The sequence below is a fragment of the Micromonospora sp. NPDC007208 genome (assembly GCF_042869175.1).
GTDB lineage: Bacteria > Actinomycetota > Actinomycetes > Mycobacteriales > Micromonosporaceae > Micromonospora > Micromonospora foliorum.
The window spans coordinates 119,893-141,952 of record NZ_JBIAFG010000013.1; the positions used below are offsets into that span (position 1 = coordinate 119,893).

Sequence of the window (22,060 nt, forward strand, 5' to 3'; positions counted from 1 at the left end):
TCCGCACGATCAGCTCAGGGGCGGGGCTGCGGCGTGGCCGTCGGGCCCTTGACGACCGGCTTGCCGTCGACCCAGGTCACCTCATCGAGCCACACCTGCCGGCCCGGGTCGGTGCTGCCCTCCTGGCCGGGCGGCCAGGCGTGGTACAGCAGCCAGGTCCGCCCGTCCTTGACCACCATCGACGCGTGGCCGGGGCCGGAGGCGGCCTCGTCGCTCTTCAGGATCGGGTTCTCGGCGGCCTTCACACACGGGCCGGTCGGGCTCTCGCAGACGGCGTAGCCCTCGGCGTACTCCGCCCGGTCGTACGCGTTGGCGGCGAAGAAGAGCAGCAGCCGGCCGTCCTGACGGTGGAAGAACGGCCCCTCGATCAGTGTGCCCTCCCACGGTTCGGTCTGCTTCAGCAGCTTTGTCGGCTCGCCGATGAGGGTCAGGCCGTCGTCGGCGAGGCGCTGCGACCAGAGCCAGGTGTCCATCCCGATCGCGTTGCCATCGTTCTTCCACAGCAGCCACAGGCTGCCGTCGGTGTCCCGGTACGGGCTGGCGTCGATCGCCCCGCCAAGGTCGGCCTGGCAGATCAGCGGGCCGGCCGCATCGTCCCGGTACGGCCCCTGCGGTGCGCTGGCCACCGCCCGCCCGACGCACTGCCGCCCCGACTCCCGGCCGGCGACGGTGTAGTAGAGCAGGAAGCGGTCCGGCGCGAGCTGGATCGCCTCCGGCGCCCAGGTCTTACCAGCGTCCGCCCAGTCCGGCAGCGCCGGCAGGGCGTCCCCGGCCTCGGTCCAGTCGACCAGATCCGTCGAGGTGAGCACGGGGACGTTGCGGCCCCCGGAGTTGGTGTGGAACAGGTACCAGGTGTCGCCCACCTGGATCGCCTGCGGGTCCGGGGCGTCCGTCTTCACGACCGGGTTGGTGAACATGCTGGGGTCGCTCCCGCTGCTCGTGGTGGGGGTGGGTTCGGTGTCGTCGGAGCAGCCCGCAACGAGCAACGCGGCGGCGAGAACGATCGCCGCCGCGCCACGTCGCCGGGCGGTCGTGCGCGTCATCCCTTCAAACCGCTGCGGGAGACACCCTGGATGATGTGCCGCTGGGCCAGCACGAAGAGGATCAGCACCGGCAGGCTGGCCAGCACCGCGCCCGCCATGATCACCGGGTAGTCGGTGACGTACGAGCCTTGGAGCAGGCCCAGACCCGGCGGCAGGGTGAGCTGCTCCGGGCTGAACAGCACGAAGATCGGCCAGAGGAAGTCGTTCCAGTTGGTGAGGAACGACAGCACGGCCAGGGTGGCGAGCGCCGGCTTGGACAGCGGCAGCACGACCTTGTAGAAGATCTGCCACTGGTTGGCGCCGTCGAGCGTGGCCGCCTCCTCCAACTCGTTCGGGAGCGAGAGGAAGAACTGCCGCAGGAAGAACACCCCGAACGCGCTGGCCGCGCCGGGCACCACCACCACGGCGAGGGTGTCGATCCAGTTGAGCTGGTCGACGATCAGGAAGTTCGGGATGATCAGCGAGGTCGGCGGGATGAACAGCGTCCCGACGATCAGGGCGAAGGTCACCCCGCGACCGCGGAACCGCAACCGGGCCAGGGAGTACGCGGCCATCGAGGCGGTCACCAGCACCAGCGCCGAGTGCAGCGTGGCGGCCACCATGCTGTTGAGGAACCAGCGCAGCACCGGGTTCGCCGAGTTGTTGAGGATCTGCTCGTAGCCGTAGCCGGCGAGCGGGTTCGGCAGCCAGCTCGGTGGGATCTGCTGAGCGGCGGTGTAGGTCTTCAGCGAGGTGATGACCATCCACACCAGCGGGACCAGGAAGATCAGGGCCAGGGCGACCAGGGTGGCGTAGAGCCCGACCCGGCGCAGCCCCGGTGCGGAGCCGTCGGTGGTCGGCGTGGGCTTCGTCATGGCGGTCCCCTCAGTCTTCCTTGTAGCGGAAGAGGCGGAAGTTGGCGATGCTCACGACCGCCAGCAGCAGGGCGAACACGATGCTCATCGCGGCGGCGCGACCGGCGTTGTTGTTCCGCAGGCCCTCCTCGACGATGAACCACACCACCGTGCGGGTCTCCGTGCCGGGCGTCCCCTGGGTGATCAGGAACGACTGACCGAACATGTTGGCCGAGGCGAGCACGGTCGTCGTGATCACGAAGAGCAGCACCGGCCGCAGCCCGGGCACTGTGACGTTGCGGAACCGCTGCCACGCGTTCGCGCCGTCCATCCGGGCCGCCTCGTACAGCTCCGGCGAGATGTCCTGAAGACCGGCCAGGTAGATCACCGCGTTGAAGCCGGACGTCCACCAGACGGTCACCCCGACCAGTGAGATCCACGCCCACGGCATGTTCGTCACCCAGGGGGTGTCCGACGGCAACCCGACCACGCCGAGGAGCCGGTTGACCAGGCCCAGGTTGGCGTCGAGCAGGAACCGCCAGAGCAGGCCGATCACCGCGACACCCAGCACGTACGGCGCGAAGTAGATCGCCCGGAAGAACGTCCGGCCCGGGAAGGAGCGGTTGAGTAGCAGTGCCAACCCCAGCGGTACGACCACCAGCAGCGGCACCGACAGCACCGTGAAGATCGCGGTGGCCCGGATGCTCTGCCACCAGTCGCCGTAGACGGCGGAGTCGCTGGAGAAGAGCTGCTTGTAGTTGTCCAACCCGACGAACGGACGGTTGGGCAGCTGGAAGTCCCACTGGTGCACGCTCAGCCAGAGGCCGAGGACGATCGGCAGCAGGCCGAACACCCCGAACAGAACCAGGTAGGGGGCGAGGAACAGATATGGCGTCGCCCGTCTGGTCCGACCCGCCGAGGCGGCCCGGCGGGCTGCGTTGGCCGCCGGGGGCGGCGCGTCACCGCGCGCCGCCCCGACCTCGATCACGTCCGCCACGGGGTATCAGCTCCCGTACTTCTTGCGGTTGTCCTCGAGCTGCTTGTTGGCCTTCGCCACACCATCGTCCAGCGCCTGCTTGGGCGACTTCTTGCCCAGCGCGGCCTCGTTGAAGGAGTTGTAGAAGGTGGTCATGACCTCGCCGAGACCCGGGGCCGCCGGCGGGAACGCCGCGTACTCCAGCTCGGGGGCGAGCGACGAGATCTCTGGCAGCGCCTTGAACTCGGCGCCCTCGCGGACGGCCTTACGGGCCGGCACCTGGCCGCCCTTCGCCCAGTCCAGCGAGTGCTCACTGAGCCAGTTGATGAAGACCTTGGCGCCGGAGACCTTGTTGGCGTCGTTGGCCCGCTGCTTGACGATGGTGAAGTTGTGCGAGTTGGCCCACGCGGCCGGCTTGCTGCCGATCTGCGGGAGCGGAGCGACGCCCCACTGCACCTCGGGGCTCTTCTTTAGATCGTTGATCTGCCAGATGCCGTTCCAGGTGAAGGCGTTCTTGCCGCTCTTGAACGACAGGTAGTCGGCGTCCTGACCGACGTTGGCCGGCGAGAAGCCCTGCTTGATCATGTCGACCAGCCACGTGCACGCCTCGACCGCCGGGTCCGAGTTGAAGGTGGCCTTGGCCACGTCCGCGTCGAACAGGGTGGCACCCCACTGGTTGAGCAGCGAGTAGAAGGTCATGCCGCCGGTGAACTGGAACGGGCTGACCCAGAAGCCCTGGATGCCAGCCTTCTTCAGCTCGGTCAGCGCGGCGACGTAGTCGTCCTTGGTCGTCGGCGGCTTGTTCGGGTCCAGGCCGGCCTTCTGCATGACGGTCTTGTTGTAGTAGAAGCCCAACGGGTGCATGTCCAGCGGGATGCCGTACCGCTTGTTGTTGTAGAGCCCGCCCTTCCACACCGTGGGGGCGAAGTCGCCCTCGGCGAGCTCCAGGTTCTTGGCCACGTCGTCCAGCTCGGTGATCACGCCGCGGGCGGCGAAGGTGGCGAGCTGGTCCATGTGCATGACCGCGATGTCCGGGCCGTTGCCGCTGGAGGCCGCGCCGGGGAGCTTGTTGTAGTAGTCCTCCCACTGGTACGTGGCCACCGACACGGCGATGTTCTTGTGCTCGGTGTTGAACTGGTTGACCAGCGTCTTGAAGATCTCGCCGTCACCGCCGGTGAAGCCGTTCCACAGCTTCAGGTCCACCTTGGGGCCGGTGTACGCCTTGCCCCCGTTGCCGGCGGCGGGCCCGGAGGCGCTGTCATCGCCGCCGCCGCAGCCCGCGAGGGTCAGCGAGGCCGCGGCGCCGAGTCCGAGACCGAGGCCGAGCAGGCGTCGCCGGCTCATGTCGTTCTGGATCATGCTTTATCTCTCCTTGAGGGGGAACGGAATGAATTGTGCCTGCTCAGGACCGGTGCGACATCAGGCGCTGGTCGGGCCGAAGCGGAGCACGCTCCAGGACACGGCGGGCAGGCGCACGGTGCACCTGCCGCCGTCGGGGGTGGGGGTGGGCAGGTCCCGCGGCGTCACCCGGTCGGGGTCGGCCTCGGTGTTCGTCGCCGTCGGGTCAGACCCGGCAGCGATGCTCTGAAAGGAATAACCGGACAGTCCTGGCAGACCGCGCAAATCGATGTCCAATGCGAGGTCCGTCTGGTCCCGGTTGACCGCGAAGACGGTCAGCTCGCCGGTCTCCTCGTCGTGCACGGCGACGGTGTCGAGCACCGGCACGTCCCCGTACCTCTTCGTGTCGTAGCGCGGCGACACCGGGTCGGTGCGCAGCACGGTGCCCCGGGCGTAGCGCGCGGTCAGCGCGAACGGGTGGAAGATGCTCTGCCGCCAGGCGGGGCCGCCGTTGCGGGTGCGGATCGGCGCGATCACGTTGGCCAGTTGCGCCTGGGCGGCCACGCCGACCCGGTCCGCGTGGCGCAGCAGGGTGATCAGCAGGTCGCCGACGACCACCGCGTCGACGGCGGTGAAGTCATCCTCGATCAGCGCCGGAGCCTCGACCCAGCCGCGCCGGTCCAGGTCCGCCTGGAGGCGGGACTCGTACCAGACGTTCCACTCGTCGAAGGAGATCTTCAGCTTGCGCTTGTGCCGCTGCTTGGCGGCCACGTGGTCGGCGGTCGCGACGACCTCGGTGATGAAGTTGTCCATGTCGACGGCCGAGGCCAGGATGCTGGCCTGGTCACCGTCGGACGGGTCGTAGTAGGTGTGCGCCGAGATGTAGTCGACGTGCTCGTAGGTGTGCTCCAGCACCGTTGCCTCCCAGGAGGCGAAGGTGGGCATCCGCCGGTTGGAGCTGCCGCAGGCGATCAGGCTGATCGACGGGTCGATCATCTTCATCGCGCGGGCGGCCTCGGCGGCGAGGCGGCCGTACTCGTCGGCGGTCTTGTGGCCGACCTGCCACGGGCCGTCCATCTCGTTGCCCAGGCACCACAGCCGCACGCCGTACGGGTCCTCGGCGCCGTGCTTGCGCCGCAGGTCGGAGAGCTCGGTGCCGCCCGGGTGGTTGGCGTACTCCAACAGGTCCAGTGCCTCCTGGACGCCCCGCGTGCCGAGGTTGACCGCCATCATCGGCTCGACGTCGGCCTCGGCGGCCCACGTCATGAACTCGTCAAGCCCGAAGGCGTTGGTCTCGATCGTCTTCCAGGCCAGGTCGAGCCGACGCGGCCGGTCACCGACCGGGCCGACCCCGTCCTCCCAGCGGTATCCGGAGACGAAGTTGCCGCCCGGGTAACGGACGACCGAGACGCCCAACTCGCGGGTCAGATCCAGCACGTCACGGCGTAGGCCGCGGGAGTCGGAGGTGGGGTGGCCGGGCTCGTAGATGCCGCCGTAGACGCACCGCCCCATGTGCTCGACGAAGGAGCCGAAGAGGCGTCGGTCGGCCGGGCCGATGGAGAAGGCCGGGTCGATCGTCAGCTGCGCGGTCCGCAAGGGGGTGCCACCTTTCCTCGTGCCGATGCTCAGGTGAGCGCGGTCACCGTTCACCTGGTGTCCACCGTTTTACAACGTTGTAGGCAACGTTGTAAAGGGTTGCTGAGGCGGTAGGGTGCGGAGTGTTACATCGGGGAGGTTTCGGAGTGCGGCAAAGGCTCAAGGATGTGGCCGAACGGGCCGGGGTGTCGGTGAAGACCGTCTCCAACGTGGTCAATGGTTACGTGCACGTTCGGCCGGACACCCGCGCCCGAGTCGAAGAGGCGATCGCCGAGCTCAACTACCGGCCCAACCTCTCCGCCCGTCACCTCCGCAAAGGCCGCACGGGCGTGATCGCGCTGGCCGTTCCGGAACTGGACATCCCGTACTTCGCCGAGCTGGCCCGCCATGTGGTCACCGCCGCCGCCCAGTACGGCTGGACGGTGCTGATCGACCAGACCGGCGGTCGGCGTGAGCAGGAGCGGGTGGTCGCCTCCGGCATCACCGACCACCTGATCGACGGGCTCATCTTCAGCCCGTTGGCGCTCACCGCAGAGGATCTGGCCGGCCTGGACGGCACTCCCATGGTGCTGCTCGGCGAGCGGGTCGATCATGGCCCGGCGGATCGAGTGGTGATCGACAACGTGACAGCGGCCCGGGAGATCACCAGTCAACTGATTCAGCTCGGCCATCGCCGGATCGCGGCCATCGGCTCGCAGCGCACCGACGAGGGTGCCAGCGCCCGACTGCGCCTGGCCGGTTACCGCGACGCGCTGCTCGCCGCCGGGCTCGGCTACGACGAGACCCTGGTGGCGCCCGCGCCGGCCTGGCACCGCGCCGACGGCGCGGCCGCGATGCGCGGCCTGCTCACCTCCGGCGTACGCCTCGACGCCGTCTTCTGCTTCAACGACACGCTTGCCCTGGGTGCCCTGCGCGCTCTGCACGAGGCCGGCCTGCGGGTGCCGGAGGATGTGGCGGTGGTCGGCTTCGACGACATCGAGGACGGCCGCTTTTCGATTCCGACCCTGACCACCGTCGCCCCGGACAAGGAGCAGATCGCCCGCCTGGCCGTCGAACTCCTGGCCAACCGTCTGGACGGCGATCGTGCCGCCCCTGCGAAGGAAGTCAAAGCCCCGTACCACCTGGAACTTCGCGAATCATCCCAACCCCGGCCCCTCCGGTCCGCCATTCAGCAGTAACGGTGGCTCGGCGGTCAGTCGAAGAAGCGGGCCAGGTGGGACTGGGGTGCCGGATCGGCGTCCGGGGGGAGGGGGGTCAGGTCGGCGAAGATCGAGGCGCCGTCGCAGCCGGCGTGCAGTGGATACCACCGCGGCGTGCCCGGTGGCCGGAGCTGGCAGATCCCCTTGAACGTCTGCACGTCCATCAGCCGGACGTGGGTCGGGTCGGCCACCGCGTTCACGTGCCCCCACCAGGGGCTCATCACGTGCAGCACGCCACCGGGGCGGAGCACCCGATGACACTCGTCGACCAGCGGCAGGAAGTCGATCAGGTGCTCCAGGATGTGCACCGCGAAGAGGACGTCGACCGAGTTGTCGGCGAGCGGCAGTGAGCCGGACAGGTCCGCGACGGCGTCCACGCCGGGTGCCGGGTAGATGTCCAGCCCCAGGTTGCTCGACCACTGCTTGGTCGGCCCGCAACCGAGGTCCACGATCACCGGCGCCCGTCCGCCGATGCCCACCCGGCACCAGACGCCGTAGACACCGGCCAGCCGCCCCACCAGATCCCGCACCAGCCGTAGCTGAGCGGGCTCGGCCACGTCCCCGCTCAGATGGGCGACACCCCGGTCGAACCGCACCTCGACCGCCAGGTCCCGCAACCGATCGTCGTGGCGGACCTGGTCCGCCCATGCCTGACCGAGGAATTCGTCGATCGCCCGCAGCCGGTCGGCCGAGGGCGGAGTCTGTGCCAAAGCGACCATTCGGGCCACCTCCCGCCGCGCGATACCCGCAATCGCGCCCGTTATGCCCCGCTCGTCCGCCTCGTTGCCGACTCGGGTGCGGCCCACCGATGGGGATGTCGCAGGATGCGGGGCAGGACCGCAGTCATCGTGATGCCACACAGGCATCAAGATGACTCTGAGGCATCACGCTCAACGGAGACATCGGCTCCGCCCGGGCACGGGGCCGAGCGGCGAACGACCAACTCGGCCCACGCCACCGCAGTCGGCGCGGCGCCCTCGGTCAGCCGGAGAGGGTGCGGCGGCCCCCGCGCATCCGCTGGCGAGGTGGCGGGTCGGCGGGCTTCGGCCGCTTGAGGTGGTAGCGGTGCAGTTCGTGGTTGCCGGGCAGGGACGGGTCCTCGCTCATCGCGACCAACTCCCAGCCCTGGTCACCGGCCCGGTTCAGGTGGGCCAGCGAGGTGTCGCCGTACGGCGTCACGTCGACCATCGAGCCGTCCGGGCCGTACCAGACGAAGACGACCTCCCAGCCGAGGTCGTTGGTCGCGGCCTGGCGGCGGCGGACCAGCAGGGCGTACTCCCACTTGAGCATGGCGTCATTCTCACCCCGCGCCGGCCCGCGGGCACGGATCAATCCTCGGCGATCCGCCCGCCGTCGACGCGGAGTCGCCTGTTGGTCTCGATGGCGGCCAGCATCCGCCGGTCGTGGGTGACCAGCAGCAGCGTTCCGGGGTAGCTGGCCAGCGCCGATTCGAGCTGCTCGATGGCGGGCAGGTCCAGGTGGTTGGTGGGTTCGTCCAGCACCAGCAGGTTGACCCCACGGCCCTGGAGCAGGGCCAGCGCGGCCCGGGTCCGCTCACCGGGGGAGAGGGTGGCCGCCGGTCGGGGCACGTGCGCCGCCCGCAGGCCGAACTTGGCGAGCAGGGTCCGCGCGTCCGCCGGCGACAGGTGGGGTACGGCCGCCTCGAACGCGTCGATCAGCGGCACGTCGCCGAGGAACAGCCCGCGGGCCTGGTCCACCTCGCCGACCACCACGCCGGGCCCGAGCGACGAGGTGCCGGCGTCCAGCGGCAGCCGCCCCAGCAAAGCGGCCAACAGGGTGGACTTGCCCGAGCCGTTCGCCCCGGTCACCGCGACCCGATCCGCCCAGTCGATCTGCAGGTCGACCGGGCCGAGGGTGAAGTCACCCCGGCGTACCACCGCTCCGCGCAGCGTGGCCACGACGGCGCCGGCGCGGGGCGCGGCGGCGATCTCCATCCGCAGCTCCCACTCCTTGCGGGGCTCCTCGACCACGTCGAGCCGTTCGATCAGCCGTTCGGTCTGCTTGGCCTTGGCGGCCTGCTTCTCGCTCGACTCACTGCGGAACTTGCGGCCGATCTTGTCGTTGTCGGTGGCCTTGCGGCGGGCGTTCCGCACGCCCTTCTCCATCCAGCCACGCTGGGTGCGGGCGCGTGCCTCCAGCCCGGCCTTGGTGTCGGCGTACTCCTCGAAGTCCGCGCGGGCGTGCCGGCGGGCCACCTCCCGCTCCTCCAGGTAGGCCGCGTAGCCGCCGCCGTAGTGGTTGACCTGCTGCTGCGCCAGGTCCAGCTCCAGCACCCGGGTCACCGTGCGGGTGAGGAACTCCCGGTCGTGGCTGACCAGCACCGTGCCGGCGCGCAGCCCGGTGACGAACTCCTCCAGCCGCTCCAACCCGGCCAGGTCCAGGTCGTTTGTCGGCTCGTCGAGCAGGAACACGTCGTACCGGCTGAGCAGCAGCGACGCGAGCCCGGCCCGCGCCGCCTGGCCGCCGGAGAGCCCGGTCGTCGGGTGGTCCAGGTCGACCGCGAGCCCCAGGTCGGCGCTCACCTGCTCGGCGCGTTCGTCCAGGTCCGCGCCGCCGAGGGCGAGCCAGCGCTCCAGGGCGTCGCCGTACGCGTCGTCCGCGCCCGCCGCTCCTGCGGTCAGCGCCTCGGTCGCCGCGTCCAACGCCGCCTGCGCGGCGGTCACCCCGGTCCGGCGGGCCAGGAAGTCCCGTACCGTCTCGCCCGGTCGCCGTTCCGGCTCCTGTGGCAGGTGTCCGACGCTCGCGGTGGGCGGGCTGAGACGCACGCTGCCGGCCTCGACCGGCAACAACCCGGCGAGGGTACGCAGCAGCGTCGACTTCCCGGCCCCGTTCGGCCCGACCAGCCCGACCACGTCGCCGGGGGCGACCACCAGGTCCAATCCGGCGAAGAGCGGGCGGTCGCCGTGCCCGGCGGCCAGGTCCTTGACGATCATCGTGGCGCTCATCAGGACGGCAGCCTATCCGGCCCCCCGCATACGACCGACCGGCAGCGGGCAGACTCAACGACGTGGTGACCACACTGGCGATCGACTGTGGCGGCGGAGGCATCAAGGCGTCCGTGCTCGACGAGGCGGGAACGATGCGGGCCCGGCCGTTGCGGGTGCCCACCCCGTACCCGTTGCCGCCTGCGCTGTTTGTCCGGACCCTGCGGGATCTGGGCGGGCGCCTGCCAACGGCGGACCGGCTCACGGTCGGCGTACCCGGGATGATCCGGCACGGAGTGGTCGTGAGCACGCCGCACTACGTGACCCGCAACGGCCCCCGCACCCGGGTCGACCCGGACCTGCTCGCCGAGTGGTCCGGCTGGGACGCGCGAGGCGCGCTGGCCGACGCCTTCGGGGTGCCGGCGCTGGTGCTCAACGACGCCGAGGTGCACGGCGCCGGAGTGGTCGCCGGCACCGGCTGCGAGCTGGTGCTGACCCTGGGGACAGGGCTGGGCAGCGCGCTCTTCGACGGTGGGGTGCTCGCTCCGCACCTGGAGCTGTCGCACGCGCCGGTGCGCTGGGGCACCACCTACGACACGTACGTCGGCGAGCCGGAACGGCGGCGGCTCGGCGACGCCTTCTGGTCCCGACGGATCCGGCAGGTGGTGGACGGGCTCCGCCCGGTGTTCCGCTGGGACCGGCTCTACCTGGGCGGAGGCAACGCCCGACTGATCCGGCCCGAGCAGCTGACCCGGATGGGCGACGACGTGGTGGTGGTGCCGAACACGGCCGGAATCGTCGGCGGTGTCCGCGCCTGGGAACTGTCCGCCGGACGCCGGGACGCCCGCACCTGACCCTCCGGCGCCCGTCGGCACCCGTCGGCGGCGTTCGGCGGCCTTCGACGGCCCGAACTGACCCGATCTCGACCCCGGGAACAGTCGCCAAACGCCCGGTGTTGTGCCAGCGTCGGAACAGGTGACGGTGCGACCCGAGGAGGTGGCAGATGGATCTTCTGGCGGACTACCGGCGGGCGGCCATGTTCTTCGAAACCGGTGACCCCAGCGGGGCAGCCCGACTGCTGGAGCCGATCATCGACGCCGAACCCGGCAACGCGGCGGTCCGGCAGCTGCTGGCCCGGGCGTACTTCCAGTCGGCCCAGCTCAACCGGGCCGAGGAGCACCTGCGCGAGCTGGTCGAGCGGGACCCGAGCGACCACTACGCGCACCACGTGCTCGGTCGGACGCTGGAGCGGCTGAACCGACACACCGACGCGCTGCGGCACCTGCGGATCGCCGCCGCGATGTACGCGGCGAACGACGACTACCGGACCGCGCTGGAGCGGGTGGAGACCCGAGTGGGCGGCCGGCGCTGACCGTGCGGCGTGACGTGAGATGGGGCGGTCCTTCGGGGCCGCCCCTTCCGTCGCCCGGTTGGCGGGCCGGCGGGCGTGCCTAGGATGGCGGACATGGGACCTGACCGGCCGGGGGCTGCGGCATGAAGCTCAAGCTGGACCTGCACGAGATCTTCAACAAGGGCCAGGACATCGACCGGGCGTTGCGCGGGATCATGGACGAGGCGGTGGCGAAGAAGGCCACCCTCGTCGAGATCATCCCCGGCAAGGGGTCCGGCCAGCTCAAGAAGCGGGTGCTGCGGTTCCTCGACCAGAAGGACGTCAAGCAGCTCTACCACCGCGTGGAAAAGGACTCGAAGAACTTCGGCCGCCTCTTCGTCCACTTCCGCTGGAAGTAGCCCCGGCTTCCCGACCTCCCGCGTCAACCCGGCATTGCCCCTGACCTGCGGACGCGCCAACTGCTCGCTGTGACCGAGGTCGGCGAACGGACGTATCCGGGCTCTATGCTCCCCCGCATGCCGATCACCGCCGTGCTGCGCCGACGGCAGGGCGTAGCCGTCGTGGCCTGTTTGCTCCTACTGCCCATCCTGTCTGGCTGCTTCGACCAAGAGCGAGATGGCGTCGTGCCGCCGGGCACGTTCTCGACAACGACGATGTCTCCGCATGCGGCGGGGGGCACACGCGCCGGCAACCCCGCGCCGTCACCGACCCCGGTGCCCGTGGTGTCTTCTTCCACATCGGTCGCCCCTATCGGCACGGCGGCACAACGGGTACCCGGGATTCGGTCACTGATCGCGGACCCAGGCCGAGTGGACCCACTCTCCTGTACACCGCCCGACCCGCCCGAGCGGCCCGAGGTGGTCGTCGAGTTGGACGAGACGGGCTCAGGTCTCGCCGCCATTGTGGTGACGCTGAGCTACGGGGTCTTTGGGACGGACTATCAGGGCGAGGTTCGGATGAGGTACGACCCGGACCGGAAGGTGTTTACCCACCGGTTGCCGCCAGTGACTAGGACGGCGGCAGGCGAGAGGGTGCATGGCATCTGGCTGTCGGCTCAGGCCGAGAACCCGTCGATCGGGCCGAATTGGGTGCCGCCCCCGACGCGCGGTTGGATCGCCTTCGCCAGCCGGTGCCTCGGTGAGGTCCAGAATGGCCCGCTCCCGGAACCGGTGCCCGAAGTGTCCCAGGGCTAGCGCCCGACCGGCGGTGGCCCGGTGACGAGCCGGATTGTGCCTAATCTGTTCCCGCACGCGTTTGACCTGCGTACTGCCAGCGGTAGAGGTCGCGCAGCAGGGAAATCTCGGCGCCGTGATGGATCAGCTCCCTGTTGACGTGCAGGACGATGCCCTCCATGGGGAACCGCTCGGGACCGGCCGTGGGCGGGTTTTCCAGGTCGGCGTCCGAGAGCTCGCGGACCCCCGCGTTCCATCTCCCGTACATCTCATCGAGCTGGTTCAGCGCCTCGTCAGCGGTCCCCGCGTAGGCGAACGTCTGGGAGTCGACGTCCTGGCCGCCGAAGTGCCATCCGACCCGATAGCTGAGGCAGGAGACGATGATGTGCGCCAGCCGCCAGGCGATCGTGGTCACCGGCGCCGGCACTGGGTCAGGGGACGCGGAGTCCATCGTCCATTCCCCCGAACCTGCCGACATCGCTGCGGCCGACGTGCCACGTGGGCGGATGCTCCAGCAGCCACGCACCGGCTCCCAGAAGTACTCCTCATCGACAAGGCCGTGCAGCCGAGGCCGCAGGTTTTTGTGCCAGTGCCGGTCCAACTGGTCCGCGATTCGCTCGCTCCTTGTCATTTCCGCACGTTACCTACAGCGGAGGACCGCATTGATCGGCGGGAGCGGTTAGCGTGCGGAGGTGCACCACGATCCCGTCGGCCCGCACGGTCTGACCCGTAGGGTGTCCTGATGTCGACGGTGAACCTGCGGCGTTCGGCGCGGGCGGTCGTCGTCGATGAGGACGACCGTGTTCTGCTGCTCCGACTCGCCATTCCCGATCCGGCTGGCACGATCGCCGTTTGGATCACTCCCGGGGGTGGCGTCGAAGACGGCGAGACGCCACTGGCCGCGCTGCGGCGAGAGCTGCACGAAGAGGTCGGAATTGCTCTCGATGCCGACCCGCCTCAGGTCTGGCGCCAGGAGATAGTCGCCGCCGGGTTCGCACCCGGCCACGATGGCGTCCTGAACGACTACTTCCTCGTTCGGACCGCGTCGTTCACGCCGCGCGGTGCGATGAGCGATGAAGAACTCGCCGCAGAGCACGTCATCGGCTGGCGTTGGTGGTCACTGTCAGAGATCAGGGAACACGGCGGTCCGGAACTGTTCTCGCCACGCGACCTCGCCACGCCGTTGGCCGCATTGATCGCTGACGGAGTACCAACCCAACCCGTCGCGCTCGGCCTCTGAACCACATCCCTGCGGGACGTAGTGCCCGGCGAGGTCGATCAATTCATGATCATGTGATGAGAAGTAGGTTCCAGGAGCGAGTTCGACCTACTTCTCATCACAGGATCACCACGCCGCCCAAGGTCAGGCGTGGCGGATGATCAACGGAGCCCGGTCAGAGGCTGGTGGCGAGGAGACCGCAGACGAGCAGCGGAAGCACCGCGGCGAGAGAGCCCACCATTGTCGACGAACGGATCCGGGTGCGGGCGAGGAGCACCGCGAGCGTCGCCAGACTGATCAGAAGCGCCAGAAACATCGCCGGCAGGGCCACGTATAGCCCGAACATCAGCATCTCCGATCGTTCGGAGTCGCACACCTCACCGCAGTCCGCCGGAACCGACCCGGAGAGCATGCCGAGGAACAGGCCGAATGCCACGACGACGGCCACGTACCAGCCGGCCAACACCAGCAACGAGGAGCGCCCGTCGGCGAGGTCGGTGCGGGGCGGCGCAAGGGTCATGGGCGAAGTATCCGCCGTCACGAGCGGTGTCAGCCCGCGAGGGCGTCGGCGCGGGCGGGGCGTCGGGACCAGCACTGCGGGCGCTGCCGGACGGCGAGCTCCAGAGCCTGATGGTCGGACTCGATCATTTCCCGGGCTATTCGACGCGCCATTTCCAGGCGGTCGACGTGCAAGTCAAGATCCGTCGGGCCGGCGCCTGCCATCTCGAACTCCTTGTCAGCGTTCGAACTAGTCGCATCATGCTTCACGCCGAGAATCGTCACCATTCCCCGATCGGTGGAAAGCTTCCGCCGTACGGTTCGGTGTCGCGTACCCCGCTTGCGCCGATGGTAGCGGTGGCCGTGCCAACTCGCCCGGAACTGTGAATGCCTCGCCTTGCTTGTGGTTTGTACATTGCACGGTGCGCGGATCGGGGGGCGCGACAAGTCCGGTGAGGGATCTTCGTTACGGGAGGACCGCCGTGCAGCATTCGAGCAGGACCGACCCCTTGTTCGTCGTCGTCGAATCAGAGTCGATCACCCGCGCGGATGTCGCTGGGCTCATCGCGGGACGGCTGGCCGCCGTTCGGGTGCCGGGGTTGCTCTCCGCGGCCCGGTGTCAGGCGATCACGGCCGCCCTCGCCGACGCGCCGATGGACCGCTACGACGAGAGCCGGGTCTTTCCCGTCGTCGCCAAGTTCGGCCCGGCCATCAACGATCACCGGTCCACCGGTGAACTCCGCGAGGACTACTGGGACGCGGCCCGCGCGGCCGAGAAGAGCTGGTCGACGCTGGGGTTGGCGGACTCGCCCCGGGACCTCTGCCTGGCCGCGTTCCGAGGGGCCTGGCCGGACGTCGCGGCCGGGCGGCGGCAGGGCCGAGAGATGCACGTCGGCATCGTCCGTGAGATCAACGCGGGGCTCCAGGTGCACTTCGACGACGCGGTCCGGGAGTACGCGGGTCGGCTGCTCGACAGCGAGGTGGTGGCGCAGTTGGCGTTCAACATCTACATCCGGGTGCCACCGGCCGGTGGTGAGACCGTGCTGTGGCGGCGGCGCTGGCAGCCGGACGACGAGACGTTGCGGGTTCCCGGCGGGTACGGCTTCCAGGAGGCAGTGGCCGCCGACACGCAGTCGTTGACGCTGCGCCCCGCGCTCGGCGAGGGGTTTCTGTTTGATCCGCGGCAGTACCACACGGTGCGTCCCGCGTCGGATGGCCGACGCATCTCCATAGGATGTTTCGTCGGGCTCACCGACGATGGTCGACTGGCCCTCTGGTCGTAGTGAAGGGCGTTTCCCCATGGTGGACAGAAGCGACGTCGAGGCGGCCGCGGCCCTAGTCGAGGGACGGGTCCGGGAAACCCCGGTCATCGCCATCGACGGCGCCGATCTGGGTGTGCCCGGGCAGCTCAGCCTCAAGCTGGAGTTGCACCAGCACACCGGCTCGTTCAAGCCGCGTGGCGCGTTCAACCGGATGCTCCAGGGGGCGTTGCCCTCGGCCGGGGTGATCGCCGCGTCGGGTGGCAACCACGGCCTCGCCGTCGCGTACGCGGCCCGGTCGCTGGGCGTGCCGGCGGAGGTCTTCGTGCCGGTCACCGCCTCGCCGGTGAAGGTGCAGCGGTTGGCCGGGTTGGGCGCCCAGGTGCGCCAGGTGGGCCAGCACTACGCCGAGGCGTTGGCGGCGAGCACCCAGCGGGCCGGGGAGACCGGCGCGCTGGTCGTGCACGCGTACGACCAACCGGAGGTGGTGGCCGGTCAGGGCACCGTCGGCCGGGAGTTGGAGCGGCAGGTGGACGGGATCGACACCGTGCTGGTGGCGGTCGGTGGCGGCGGGCTGGTGTCCGGTATCGCCAGTTGGTTCGGTGGTTCGGTACGCGTCGTCGCGGTCGAGCCCGAGCAGATCCCCACGCTGCACTCGGCTCTCAAGGCGGGTCGGCCGGTCGACATCGAGGTGGGTGGCATCGCCACCGATTCACTGGGTGCCCGGCGGATCGGCGAGATCGCCTTCGACACCGCCCGCCGGACCGAGGTGGTGTCCGTGCTGGTCCGCGACGAGGACCTGGTGCGGGCGCGCCGGTTGCTCTGGTCGGAGCTGCGGGTCGCGGCCGAGTTAGGTGGTGCCGCCGCGCTGGCCGCGCTGGTCGGCGGCGCGTACGTGCCGCAGCCGGGGGAGCGGGTGGCCGTGATCATCTGTGGCGGCAACACCGACCCGAGTGACCTGGGCCCGGTCGCGCCGCACTGAGCAGTCAGTCGCCGTCGCGCAGCCGGCGCAGCGCGTGCTCCACCTGGAGGGTGTCCAGGTGGGTGTCGCCGAGGAGTCGCCGGCGGTCGGCCAGCAACTGCTCGTACACCTCGATCGCCGCGTCGACCTGCTCGTCCAGCAGCAGCACCAGGCCCAGGGTGAACCGGATGGCGAGCACCTCGCTGCGGTCGGCGTGCCGGGGCTCGACGGTGGCCAGGGTGGCCCGTAGCTCGGCCTCCGCCTCGGCGAGCCGGCCCTGCGCCTGCATGCACCGGGCCAGCGTGTGCCGCGCCTGCCAGGTCTCCGGTTGGTTGAGCGGCCACAGCCGGTAGCGGACCTCCAGGATGGCGTGCAGCATCTCCTCGGCCTCGGGCGCCCGTTGCTGGGCGAGCACCGCCAGCGCCAGGCTGTGCCGCACGATCATGGTGTCCCAGTGTTCCGGGCCGCGTACCTGGTCCTCGGCGGCGACGATCTGCCGCAGCTCCACCTCGGCCTCCGGCCACTGGCGCTGCGCCATGATCGCCTTGGTGAGCTTGTGGCGGCTGGCGAGGGTGTCGGCGTTGTCGCTGCCCAACACCCGGGTACGGTCCGCGATCACCTCGCGGAGCACCCGGTCGGCCATCTCCGGCTGGTTGCGCTCCAACCAGGTGCGGCCCAGCTCGTGGCGCAGCGCCAGCACCTGCGGTCGGTCCAGGTCGTGGTCGTACGCGGCGCAACCGCGCACGATCGGGTCGAGGATGTCGAAGGCCGAGCCCGGTAGGCCGACCGCGATGAGGTAGCGGGCGGTGAGTCGGGTCAGTTCCAGCGCGCGGCGTACCGTCTCGGGGTCGTGCTTGTGTTTCTGCGGCACGAGGTATCCCCGCACGGCCTCGACCAGGTGCGGCACCAGCACGTCCCAGTTGGTCCAGGCCGCCGAGTCGTCCGGGTTCTGCCCCTCGGTGGCGGCGAGCAGTAGCTTCATGACCAGCCCGTGGTAGTCGGCGATCTGCTCACGGACCTCGTCGCGGTCGCGGAACATCGCGTGCACCAGTGGGTGCAGCGAGAGTACGTGCGCGAACGCCGGGTCGGTGACCTCCTCCTGAACGTCGAAGTCGACCAGGGCCAGGTTGCCGATGCCCTCCAGCACCTTCACCCGCTGCCGGCCGGTGAGCCCCTTGAAGAGCGGCGACTCGGCCAGGATGGCCGGCTTGAGCACCACCTCGTAGGGCACCGGGGAGGTGCTCAGGCAGGCCAGCACGTTGAGCAGTGGTCGGCTCTGTTGGAGCTGGCGGCGGGCCAGCAGGTCCAGTGAGATGTCGTCGACCTCGCGGACGATCTCCAGGCCGAGGGACTCGTCGAGGTCGACGTCGGCGGCGTCGCGCGGCGAGCGGAACCGACGCTGCACCGCCGTCCGGTAGTCGGCGAAGGTGGTGATGGTGGACGAGCCGCGCCAGACCGGGCTGGCGTTCACCGACCGCAGGTAGTTGCCGGCGGCGCGCAGGGCGAGGGGCAGCCCGCCCAGCTCCCGGGCGAGTTCCCGGGCGTCGGCCAGGCCGCCGGCCTGGGCGCCGGCCCGGTCGATCAGCACCTGCGCGCCGGCGTCGGCGTCGAGCGGGCGCACCTGGTGCAGCATCGACCAGGTGCCCCAGGTCGCCCGGTTGCCATCCCGGCTGGTCACGATGACCATGCCGTCGTCGGCCTCCGGGCTGCGCAGCCAGCCGGTGCCGTCGGCGAGCACTCCGTCGGTGGGGCCCAGGCTGGCGGGCTCGTCCGCGCTGTCGAAGATCAACAGCCAGGGCTGCGCGGCCTGGTTGAGGTAGCGCCATACCAGGTCGGTGGCGCTGATCATTCCGGTCCAGGCCTGGTCGACCTGGGTCTCCGACGCGCCGAGTTGGCTGACCACCTCCCGCATCCCGGAGTTGAGCCGCCCCGCCTGCACCCACCAGACCGTCCGGCCGTCAGCCCGGGCCCGACGGGCGATCTCCAGCGCGACGTGGCTCTTGCCGGACCCGCCCATGCCACACAGGATGTGCACCGAGGGTTGGCCCCCGGCGCCTTCCCCCGGCTGCACGATCTTGTCGATCAGGTCGTCGCGACCGTGCAGGGGGCTGTCCAGTCGCCCGAGCGGTGGATCTACGGAGACCCGACTCGGCCGGTCGTAGGCAGGCCGAGGCACGCCGGCATCCTCGGGTGGAACGTCCGCAGTCAATGCGGTCCCCCTTCGGTGGCGAATTCGCAATGGGCCGGCGACGAAAGATCCTGTCCATCTGGTGGACAGTCGGAGGGATTGCCACCCGCACCATGTCGACCGCAAGCGTATCCACCGCCGTACTGGGTTGCACACTCTCCGTTTAGGCCGCCCGACCGACCGGAATCGGTGCCCGAATTCCCAATTCGCGGTTGATTCCGGCCGATCCGCCGTGCGTGGCACTCGACAGGTGCATCCACGATGGACTTATGAACTGGTCGCCAATCCAGGACGTCATCGACTGGGGAACCGTGCCGGACTGGTTCGGCGCGGTCGGCTCCATCGCCAGCGTGCTCTTCGTCTATCTCGGATTGCGGCGGGAAATTCGCGCCCGGCGCAACGACGATCTACGAAGCCGGGCCACCCAGGCGCGTTTGGTGTCGGCGGTGGCCGAGATCCGCGGCACCTCGGTGCTGCGGGTCGCCGTGGCCAACGAGAGTGACGCCCCGGTGCTGGACGTGGTGGTCCTGGCTCGGCTCGCCCCGCCCGACGACCCGGACGCCCCGCCGGTCGTGCTGGCCCCGGCGAAACAGGTCCGTCGGATACCCGGCCGCGACGTGCACGACCTCTTCGTCACCGTCGCGGCGGAGCACCGGCTCCGCCCGGCCGACACCGTTCTGGTCGACCTCACCTTCACCGATCACGACGGCAATCGCTGGCACCGGATCGGTGCCGGCCAACCCGAGCCGGTGGGCTGACCGGAGGAAACGAAACGGTGGTCCGGCGGAAAAGACGCTCCGCCGGACCACCGTTTCGGTCGGTCAGATGGGATAGGTGCGGGCGACCGCCAGCATCTCCGAGCTGTGCGACCCGACGACGCCGACGGCCGGCGGCCGGGGGCGGAAGCCGGGCAGCGCGTCCAACCCGTCGCTGGCGTCCATCACCCGCAGCGCCACCTGCCCGGCGATCGGCCGCAGCGTCAACGTGACCTCGACACCCTCCGTCGGCGGGGCGTGGAACACCAGCCCGAAGCCCCACGTGCCCGCGCGGGGCTCCACCGGTACCGACCGCCCCGCCACCTCGGCGCGCAGCACGGTGGCGGTCGACGTGTCGACGTGCAGGGTGGCGAGCCGGGCCGCCCGCTGCGAGGTGAGCCGCAGCCGCAGCGTGCGTTCGCCACCGGAGGTGGCGTCGGCCACCACCTCCAGCTTCGGCGCCGGCAGGTTCGCCGACTGCGCCGGGCCGGCCCGTAGCTCACCGTCGCCGAGCCCGGGGAAGTCGTCGCCGACGTCGGTCACCCCGTCCACGTAGCCGTCCGTCCACGGCTGGGGGTCGCTCTCGTGGCTGAGCCAGCGGGCCTGGCCGGTGTCGGCGTCCATGGCGTACATCAGGTGGGTGGGCGCGGGGTGGGCGGCGTCGAAGCGGTCCACGGCCAGCCCGACCCCGGCGAGCACCACCGCCGCCACCGCGGCGGCGCCGGCCGGTAGCACCGCGAGCCGCCGGGCCCGCAGCGCGAGCAGGCCACGCTGGCCGCCGGCCTGCGGGTGCAGCAGGTCGACCACCGGCAGGGCGACCAGGCCGAGCAGCACCGCGACCAGCGCGGCCACCCCGCCCATGGCCATCCCCAACGCGGGGAAGAGCAGCACCACGGTGGGCAGCAGGATGACCACACCGACGGCCGCGGCGGCCGTCACCGCCACCACCGGCCACGGTCCGGTCTGCCGGGTACGCAGCGCGGCCAGCCCGCCGAGGGCGCCGGCAAGCGCCGGCAGGGTGGTGAGGTACGCCCCGCCCGGCACCGCCACGGCGAGCAGCACCCCGAGCAGGGCCAGCCAGGCCAGCCCGCCCACGGCGAGCGCGGCCGGTCCGATCCGGCGGCGGGTCAGCGCGTACCAGGTGAACAGGATGGCGGTGGCGAGCGCCACGACGGCCAGCCGGTACCAGATCGGTCGGTACGGGTCGAGCAGCTCCGCGTACCCCGGTCGGATCGTGGTGATCGCGAGCCAGAGCAGTTGGGCGGCGACCGGCGCGGCGACGATCGGCACCAGGGTCAGCGCGAAGGCGGCGGCCAGCCGGCCGGTGCTGGCCCGGCCGCTGCGGCGGGTCAGCCAGCCCAGGGCGGCAACCAGGGCCACCGCGAGCAGGGCCAGCGGCAGGGTGAGCCAGCCCGGGTAGCGGACCAGCCCGCCGGGGACGGGGAAGTAGGTGGCGTCGTGCCCGGAGCGCAGGTCGGTCAGGTCGGTACGGCCGAACTCCCGGGCCAGGCCCAACGCGTTGTCCCCGTGCTGCTGGAGGCTGCTCCGGTCCATGGCGGCCGGAGTGTCCAACGGCGTGTGGTAGATCGCCCCGCCGTCGATGTACGCCGAGTTCAGCCCGACGAACTTCTGGTCGAGGAAGGCGGTGAAGTCGGTGTCGTTGGGTAGCGCGCGGTAGATCTCCACCGCGAACGAGGTGCCGACCGGGTGTGGGGCGGCCCGGCCGAAGAAGTCCACCAGCTTCGCGTTGTTCCGGGACGTCTCGAACATGATCACCGGACCGGTGGAGCCCCGCGCCTCCAGGTTGAGCACCACCCCACCGTCAGCGGCCAGCGGGTGACTGGCGGCGAACGCGGACGCGCCGCAGAGGCACGCCTCCTCGGCGTCGGTCAGCACGAAGACGATGTCGTTGCGGGGCCGGGGGCCGGTGGTCAATGCGCGGGCCACCTCCAGGATGGTCGACGTGCCGGCCGCGTCGTCGTTGCCGCCCGGCCCGGTCTGCACCGAGTCGTAGTGGGCGACCAGGAAGACCCGGCCCGTCGAGTCGGTGCCGGGCAGCCGGGCCACCACGTTGCGGACCCGGGCCAGTGTCGCCCCGCCTGCCGCCCCGCTGAGCTGGCCAGCCTCCGGTGCCACGGTGTCCTGCACCTCGGTCTCCAGGCCCAGCCCCCGCAACTGTTGCTCGAGGTGCGCACGGACCTGCTCGTTCGCCGGGCTGCCGGCGACGTGCGACCGGGCGGCGATCACCTGGACGTCCTCGTACGCCCGGCCGGCGCTGAACGCGCCCGCCGGCGCGTCGGCCGGCTTCGGGGCCGGGGTGCGCAGGTCGAGCAGACTGCCGGCGCCGACCGCGGCCAGCGCGACCAGGGCCGCAGCGGCGGCCACGAGGCGCCGACGCGGCCGGGTCAGTGCGCGGTTGGCAGAGGGTACGCCCGGAGTCGGACGGGGCGGCGTGCCCGTCGTGGCCGGGGTGGTGGGTGCGCCCACGTGAGCTCCTCGGGGGGTGGTGGGGCCTGGGGTGGGATCATCCTGCCCGTCAGCGGCTGCGGATGGGATGGCCGGTACGCCAGGCGTCCACCAGCCGCCCGGTTTGTCCTCGGGCGGGCAGTGACGCGGCCCATCCCCGCCCGCGCCGCAGGCATCGTGTTGTGTGCGACCGTTGTCTAATACAGGATCAGCAGGGCACTCGGAAGGAGCCCGACATCACCAGCGAACTCCCGCGTCTCG

At 70.5% G+C, this 22,060-nt stretch carries 22 protein-coding genes; 10 read left to right on the plus strand and 12 right to left on the minus strand.

Annotated elements, in window-relative coordinates; genetic code table 11:
• Nucleotides 1–14: 14 nt before the first annotated feature.
• The 5 genes from ACFYL6_RS23800 to ACFYL6_RS23820 are packed head-to-tail and all read right to left on the minus strand — an operon-like array spanning nt 15 to nt 5,786.
• Complete coding sequence (locus tag ACFYL6_RS23800; protein WP_387174301.1) at nt 15–1,043, minus strand: glycoside hydrolase family 43 protein; 1,029 nt, start codon at nt 1,041–1,043, stop codon at nt 15–17.
• On the minus strand, nt 1,040–1,897 hold the full coding sequence (locus ACFYL6_RS23805; protein ID WP_387174303.1) for a carbohydrate ABC transporter permease: 858 nt from the start codon (nt 1,895–1,897) through the stop codon (nt 1,040–1,042). Before ACFYL6_RS23805 ends, ACFYL6_RS23800 begins: the two co-directional genes overlap by 4 nt.
• Nucleotides 1,898–1,907: 10 nt before the next feature.
• A complete protein-coding gene (locus tag ACFYL6_RS23810) occupies nt 1,908–2,873 on the minus strand; it encodes a carbohydrate ABC transporter permease (protein WP_387174305.1) in 966 nt (321 codons plus the stop codon).
• A 6-nt stretch (nt 2,874–2,879) separates the two neighbouring features.
• Entirely contained in the window at nt 2,880–4,211 is a 1,332-nt protein-coding gene (locus ACFYL6_RS23815) for an ABC transporter substrate-binding protein (protein ID WP_387174307.1), read from the minus strand.
• A 60-nt stretch (nt 4,212–4,271) separates the two neighbouring features.
• Nucleotides 4,272–5,786 carry an alpha-N-arabinofuranosidase gene (locus ACFYL6_RS23820; RefSeq protein WP_387174309.1) on the minus strand — a complete coding sequence of 505 codons (1,515 nt, stop codon included), beginning with the start codon at nt 5,784–5,786 and terminating at the stop codon, nt 4,272–4,274.
• A gap of 146 nt (nt 5,787–5,932) precedes the next feature.
• Between ACFYL6_RS23820 and ACFYL6_RS23825 the strand changes: the two genes are divergently transcribed.
• Nucleotides 5,933–6,964, plus strand: coding sequence for a LacI family DNA-binding transcriptional regulator (locus ACFYL6_RS23825; protein ID WP_387174311.1), 1,032 nt, complete (start codon nt 5,933–5,935; stop codon nt 6,962–6,964).
• 14 nt (nt 6,965–6,978) lie between these two features.
• Here the strand turns inward: ACFYL6_RS23825 and ACFYL6_RS23830 are convergent, their stop codons facing one another.
• From ACFYL6_RS23830 to ACFYL6_RS23840, 3 genes are all read right to left on the minus strand, one after another.
• Nucleotides 6,979–7,704: a methyltransferase domain-containing protein gene (locus tag ACFYL6_RS23830; RefSeq protein WP_387174313.1), complete on the minus strand. Its 726-nt coding sequence runs from the start codon at nt 7,702–7,704 to the stop codon at nt 6,979–6,981.
• A gap of 262 nt (nt 7,705–7,966) precedes the next feature.
• On the minus strand, nt 7,967–8,275 hold the full coding sequence (locus tag ACFYL6_RS23835) for a hypothetical protein (RefSeq protein ID WP_124822832.1): 309 nt from the start codon (nt 8,273–8,275) through the stop codon (nt 7,967–7,969).
• 38 nt (nt 8,276–8,313) lie between these two features.
• On the minus strand, nt 8,314–9,951 hold the full coding sequence (locus ACFYL6_RS23840) for an ABC-F family ATP-binding cassette domain-containing protein (protein WP_387174316.1): 1,638 nt from the start codon (nt 9,949–9,951) through the stop codon (nt 8,314–8,316).
• 62 nt (nt 9,952–10,013) lie between these two features.
• On the opposite strand from ACFYL6_RS23840, the gene ACFYL6_RS23845 reads away from it, so the two are divergent.
• The 4 genes from ACFYL6_RS23845 to ACFYL6_RS23860 all read left to right on the plus strand — a co-directional run bounded on the left by ACFYL6_RS23845 (nt 10,014) and on the right by ACFYL6_RS23860 (nt 12,474).
• On the plus strand, nt 10,014–10,784 hold the full coding sequence (locus tag ACFYL6_RS23845; RefSeq protein WP_387174318.1) for an ROK family protein: 771 nt from the start codon (nt 10,014–10,016) through the stop codon (nt 10,782–10,784).
• A 149-nt stretch (nt 10,785–10,933) separates the two neighbouring features.
• Nucleotides 10,934–11,302, plus strand: a complete 369-nt coding sequence (locus ACFYL6_RS23850) for a tetratricopeptide repeat protein (protein WP_387174320.1) — start codon at nt 10,934–10,936, stop codon at nt 11,300–11,302.
• Between the two features lie 122 nt (nt 11,303–11,424).
• Nucleotides 11,425–11,679 (plus strand): Smr/MutS family protein, encoded by a 255-nt coding sequence (locus tag ACFYL6_RS23855; RefSeq protein ID WP_007465523.1) that lies wholly within the window; start codon nt 11,425–11,427, stop codon nt 11,677–11,679.
• Nucleotides 11,680–11,796: 117 nt separating this feature from the next.
• Nucleotides 11,797–12,474 (plus strand): hypothetical protein, encoded by a 678-nt coding sequence (locus tag ACFYL6_RS23860; RefSeq protein WP_387174322.1) that lies wholly within the window; start codon nt 11,797–11,799, stop codon nt 12,472–12,474.
• Between the two features lie 40 nt (nt 12,475–12,514).
• Here ACFYL6_RS23860 and ACFYL6_RS23865 read toward each other — a convergent pair whose 3' ends face one another.
• Nucleotides 12,515–13,084, minus strand: coding sequence for a DinB family protein (locus ACFYL6_RS23865; protein WP_387174324.1), 570 nt, complete (start codon nt 13,082–13,084; stop codon nt 12,515–12,517).
• Nucleotides 13,085–13,195: 111 nt separating this feature from the next.
• Here ACFYL6_RS23865 and ACFYL6_RS23870 point away from each other — a divergent pair, with 111 nt between their 5' ends.
• A complete protein-coding gene (locus ACFYL6_RS23870; protein ID WP_387174326.1) occupies nt 13,196–13,693 on the plus strand; it encodes an NUDIX hydrolase in 498 nt (165 codons plus the stop codon).
• A 154-nt stretch (nt 13,694–13,847) separates the two neighbouring features.
• Here ACFYL6_RS23870 and ACFYL6_RS23875 read toward each other — a convergent pair whose 3' ends face one another.
• The gene (locus ACFYL6_RS23875) at nt 13,848–14,192 is read right to left on the minus strand and encodes a hypothetical protein (protein WP_387174328.1); all 345 of its coding nucleotides are present in this window, start codon (nt 14,190–14,192) and stop codon (nt 13,848–13,850) included.
• A gap of 26 nt (nt 14,193–14,218) precedes the next feature.
• On the opposite strand from ACFYL6_RS23875, the gene ACFYL6_RS23880 reads away from it, so the two are divergent.
• The 3 genes from ACFYL6_RS23880 to ACFYL6_RS23890 all read left to right on the plus strand — a co-directional run bounded on the left by ACFYL6_RS23880 (nt 14,219) and on the right by ACFYL6_RS23890 (nt 16,411).
• The gene (locus tag ACFYL6_RS23880) at nt 14,219–14,557 is read left to right on the plus strand and encodes a hypothetical protein (protein ID WP_387174330.1); all 339 of its coding nucleotides are present in this window, start codon (nt 14,219–14,221) and stop codon (nt 14,555–14,557) included.
• Nucleotides 14,558–14,652: 95 nt separating this feature from the next.
• Nucleotides 14,653–15,453: a proline hydroxylase gene (locus ACFYL6_RS23885; RefSeq protein ID WP_387174332.1), complete on the plus strand. Its 801-nt coding sequence runs from the start codon at nt 14,653–14,655 to the stop codon at nt 15,451–15,453.
• 16 nt (nt 15,454–15,469) lie between these two features.
• Complete coding sequence (locus tag ACFYL6_RS23890) at nt 15,470–16,411, plus strand: threonine/serine dehydratase (protein WP_387174334.1); 942 nt, start codon at nt 15,470–15,472, stop codon at nt 16,409–16,411.
• Nucleotides 16,412–16,415: 4 nt separating this feature from the next.
• On the opposite strand, the gene ACFYL6_RS23895 is transcribed toward ACFYL6_RS23890, so the two are convergent.
• Nucleotides 16,416–18,566: a tetratricopeptide repeat protein gene (locus ACFYL6_RS23895; RefSeq protein ID WP_387174336.1), complete on the minus strand. Its 2,151-nt coding sequence runs from the start codon at nt 18,564–18,566 to the stop codon at nt 16,416–16,418.
• A gap of 281 nt (nt 18,567–18,847) precedes the next feature.
• On the opposite strand from ACFYL6_RS23895, the gene ACFYL6_RS23900 reads away from it, so the two are divergent.
• On the plus strand, nt 18,848–19,336 hold the full coding sequence (locus ACFYL6_RS23900) for a hypothetical protein (RefSeq protein ID WP_387174338.1): 489 nt from the start codon (nt 18,848–18,850) through the stop codon (nt 19,334–19,336).
• Between the two features lie 63 nt (nt 19,337–19,399).
• On the opposite strand, the gene ACFYL6_RS23905 is transcribed toward ACFYL6_RS23900, so the two are convergent.
• The gene (locus tag ACFYL6_RS23905; RefSeq protein WP_387174340.1) at nt 19,400–21,820 is read right to left on the minus strand and encodes a M28 family peptidase; all 2,421 of its coding nucleotides are present in this window, start codon (nt 21,818–21,820) and stop codon (nt 19,400–19,402) included.
• Between the last annotated feature and the right edge of the window lie 240 nt (nt 21,821–22,060).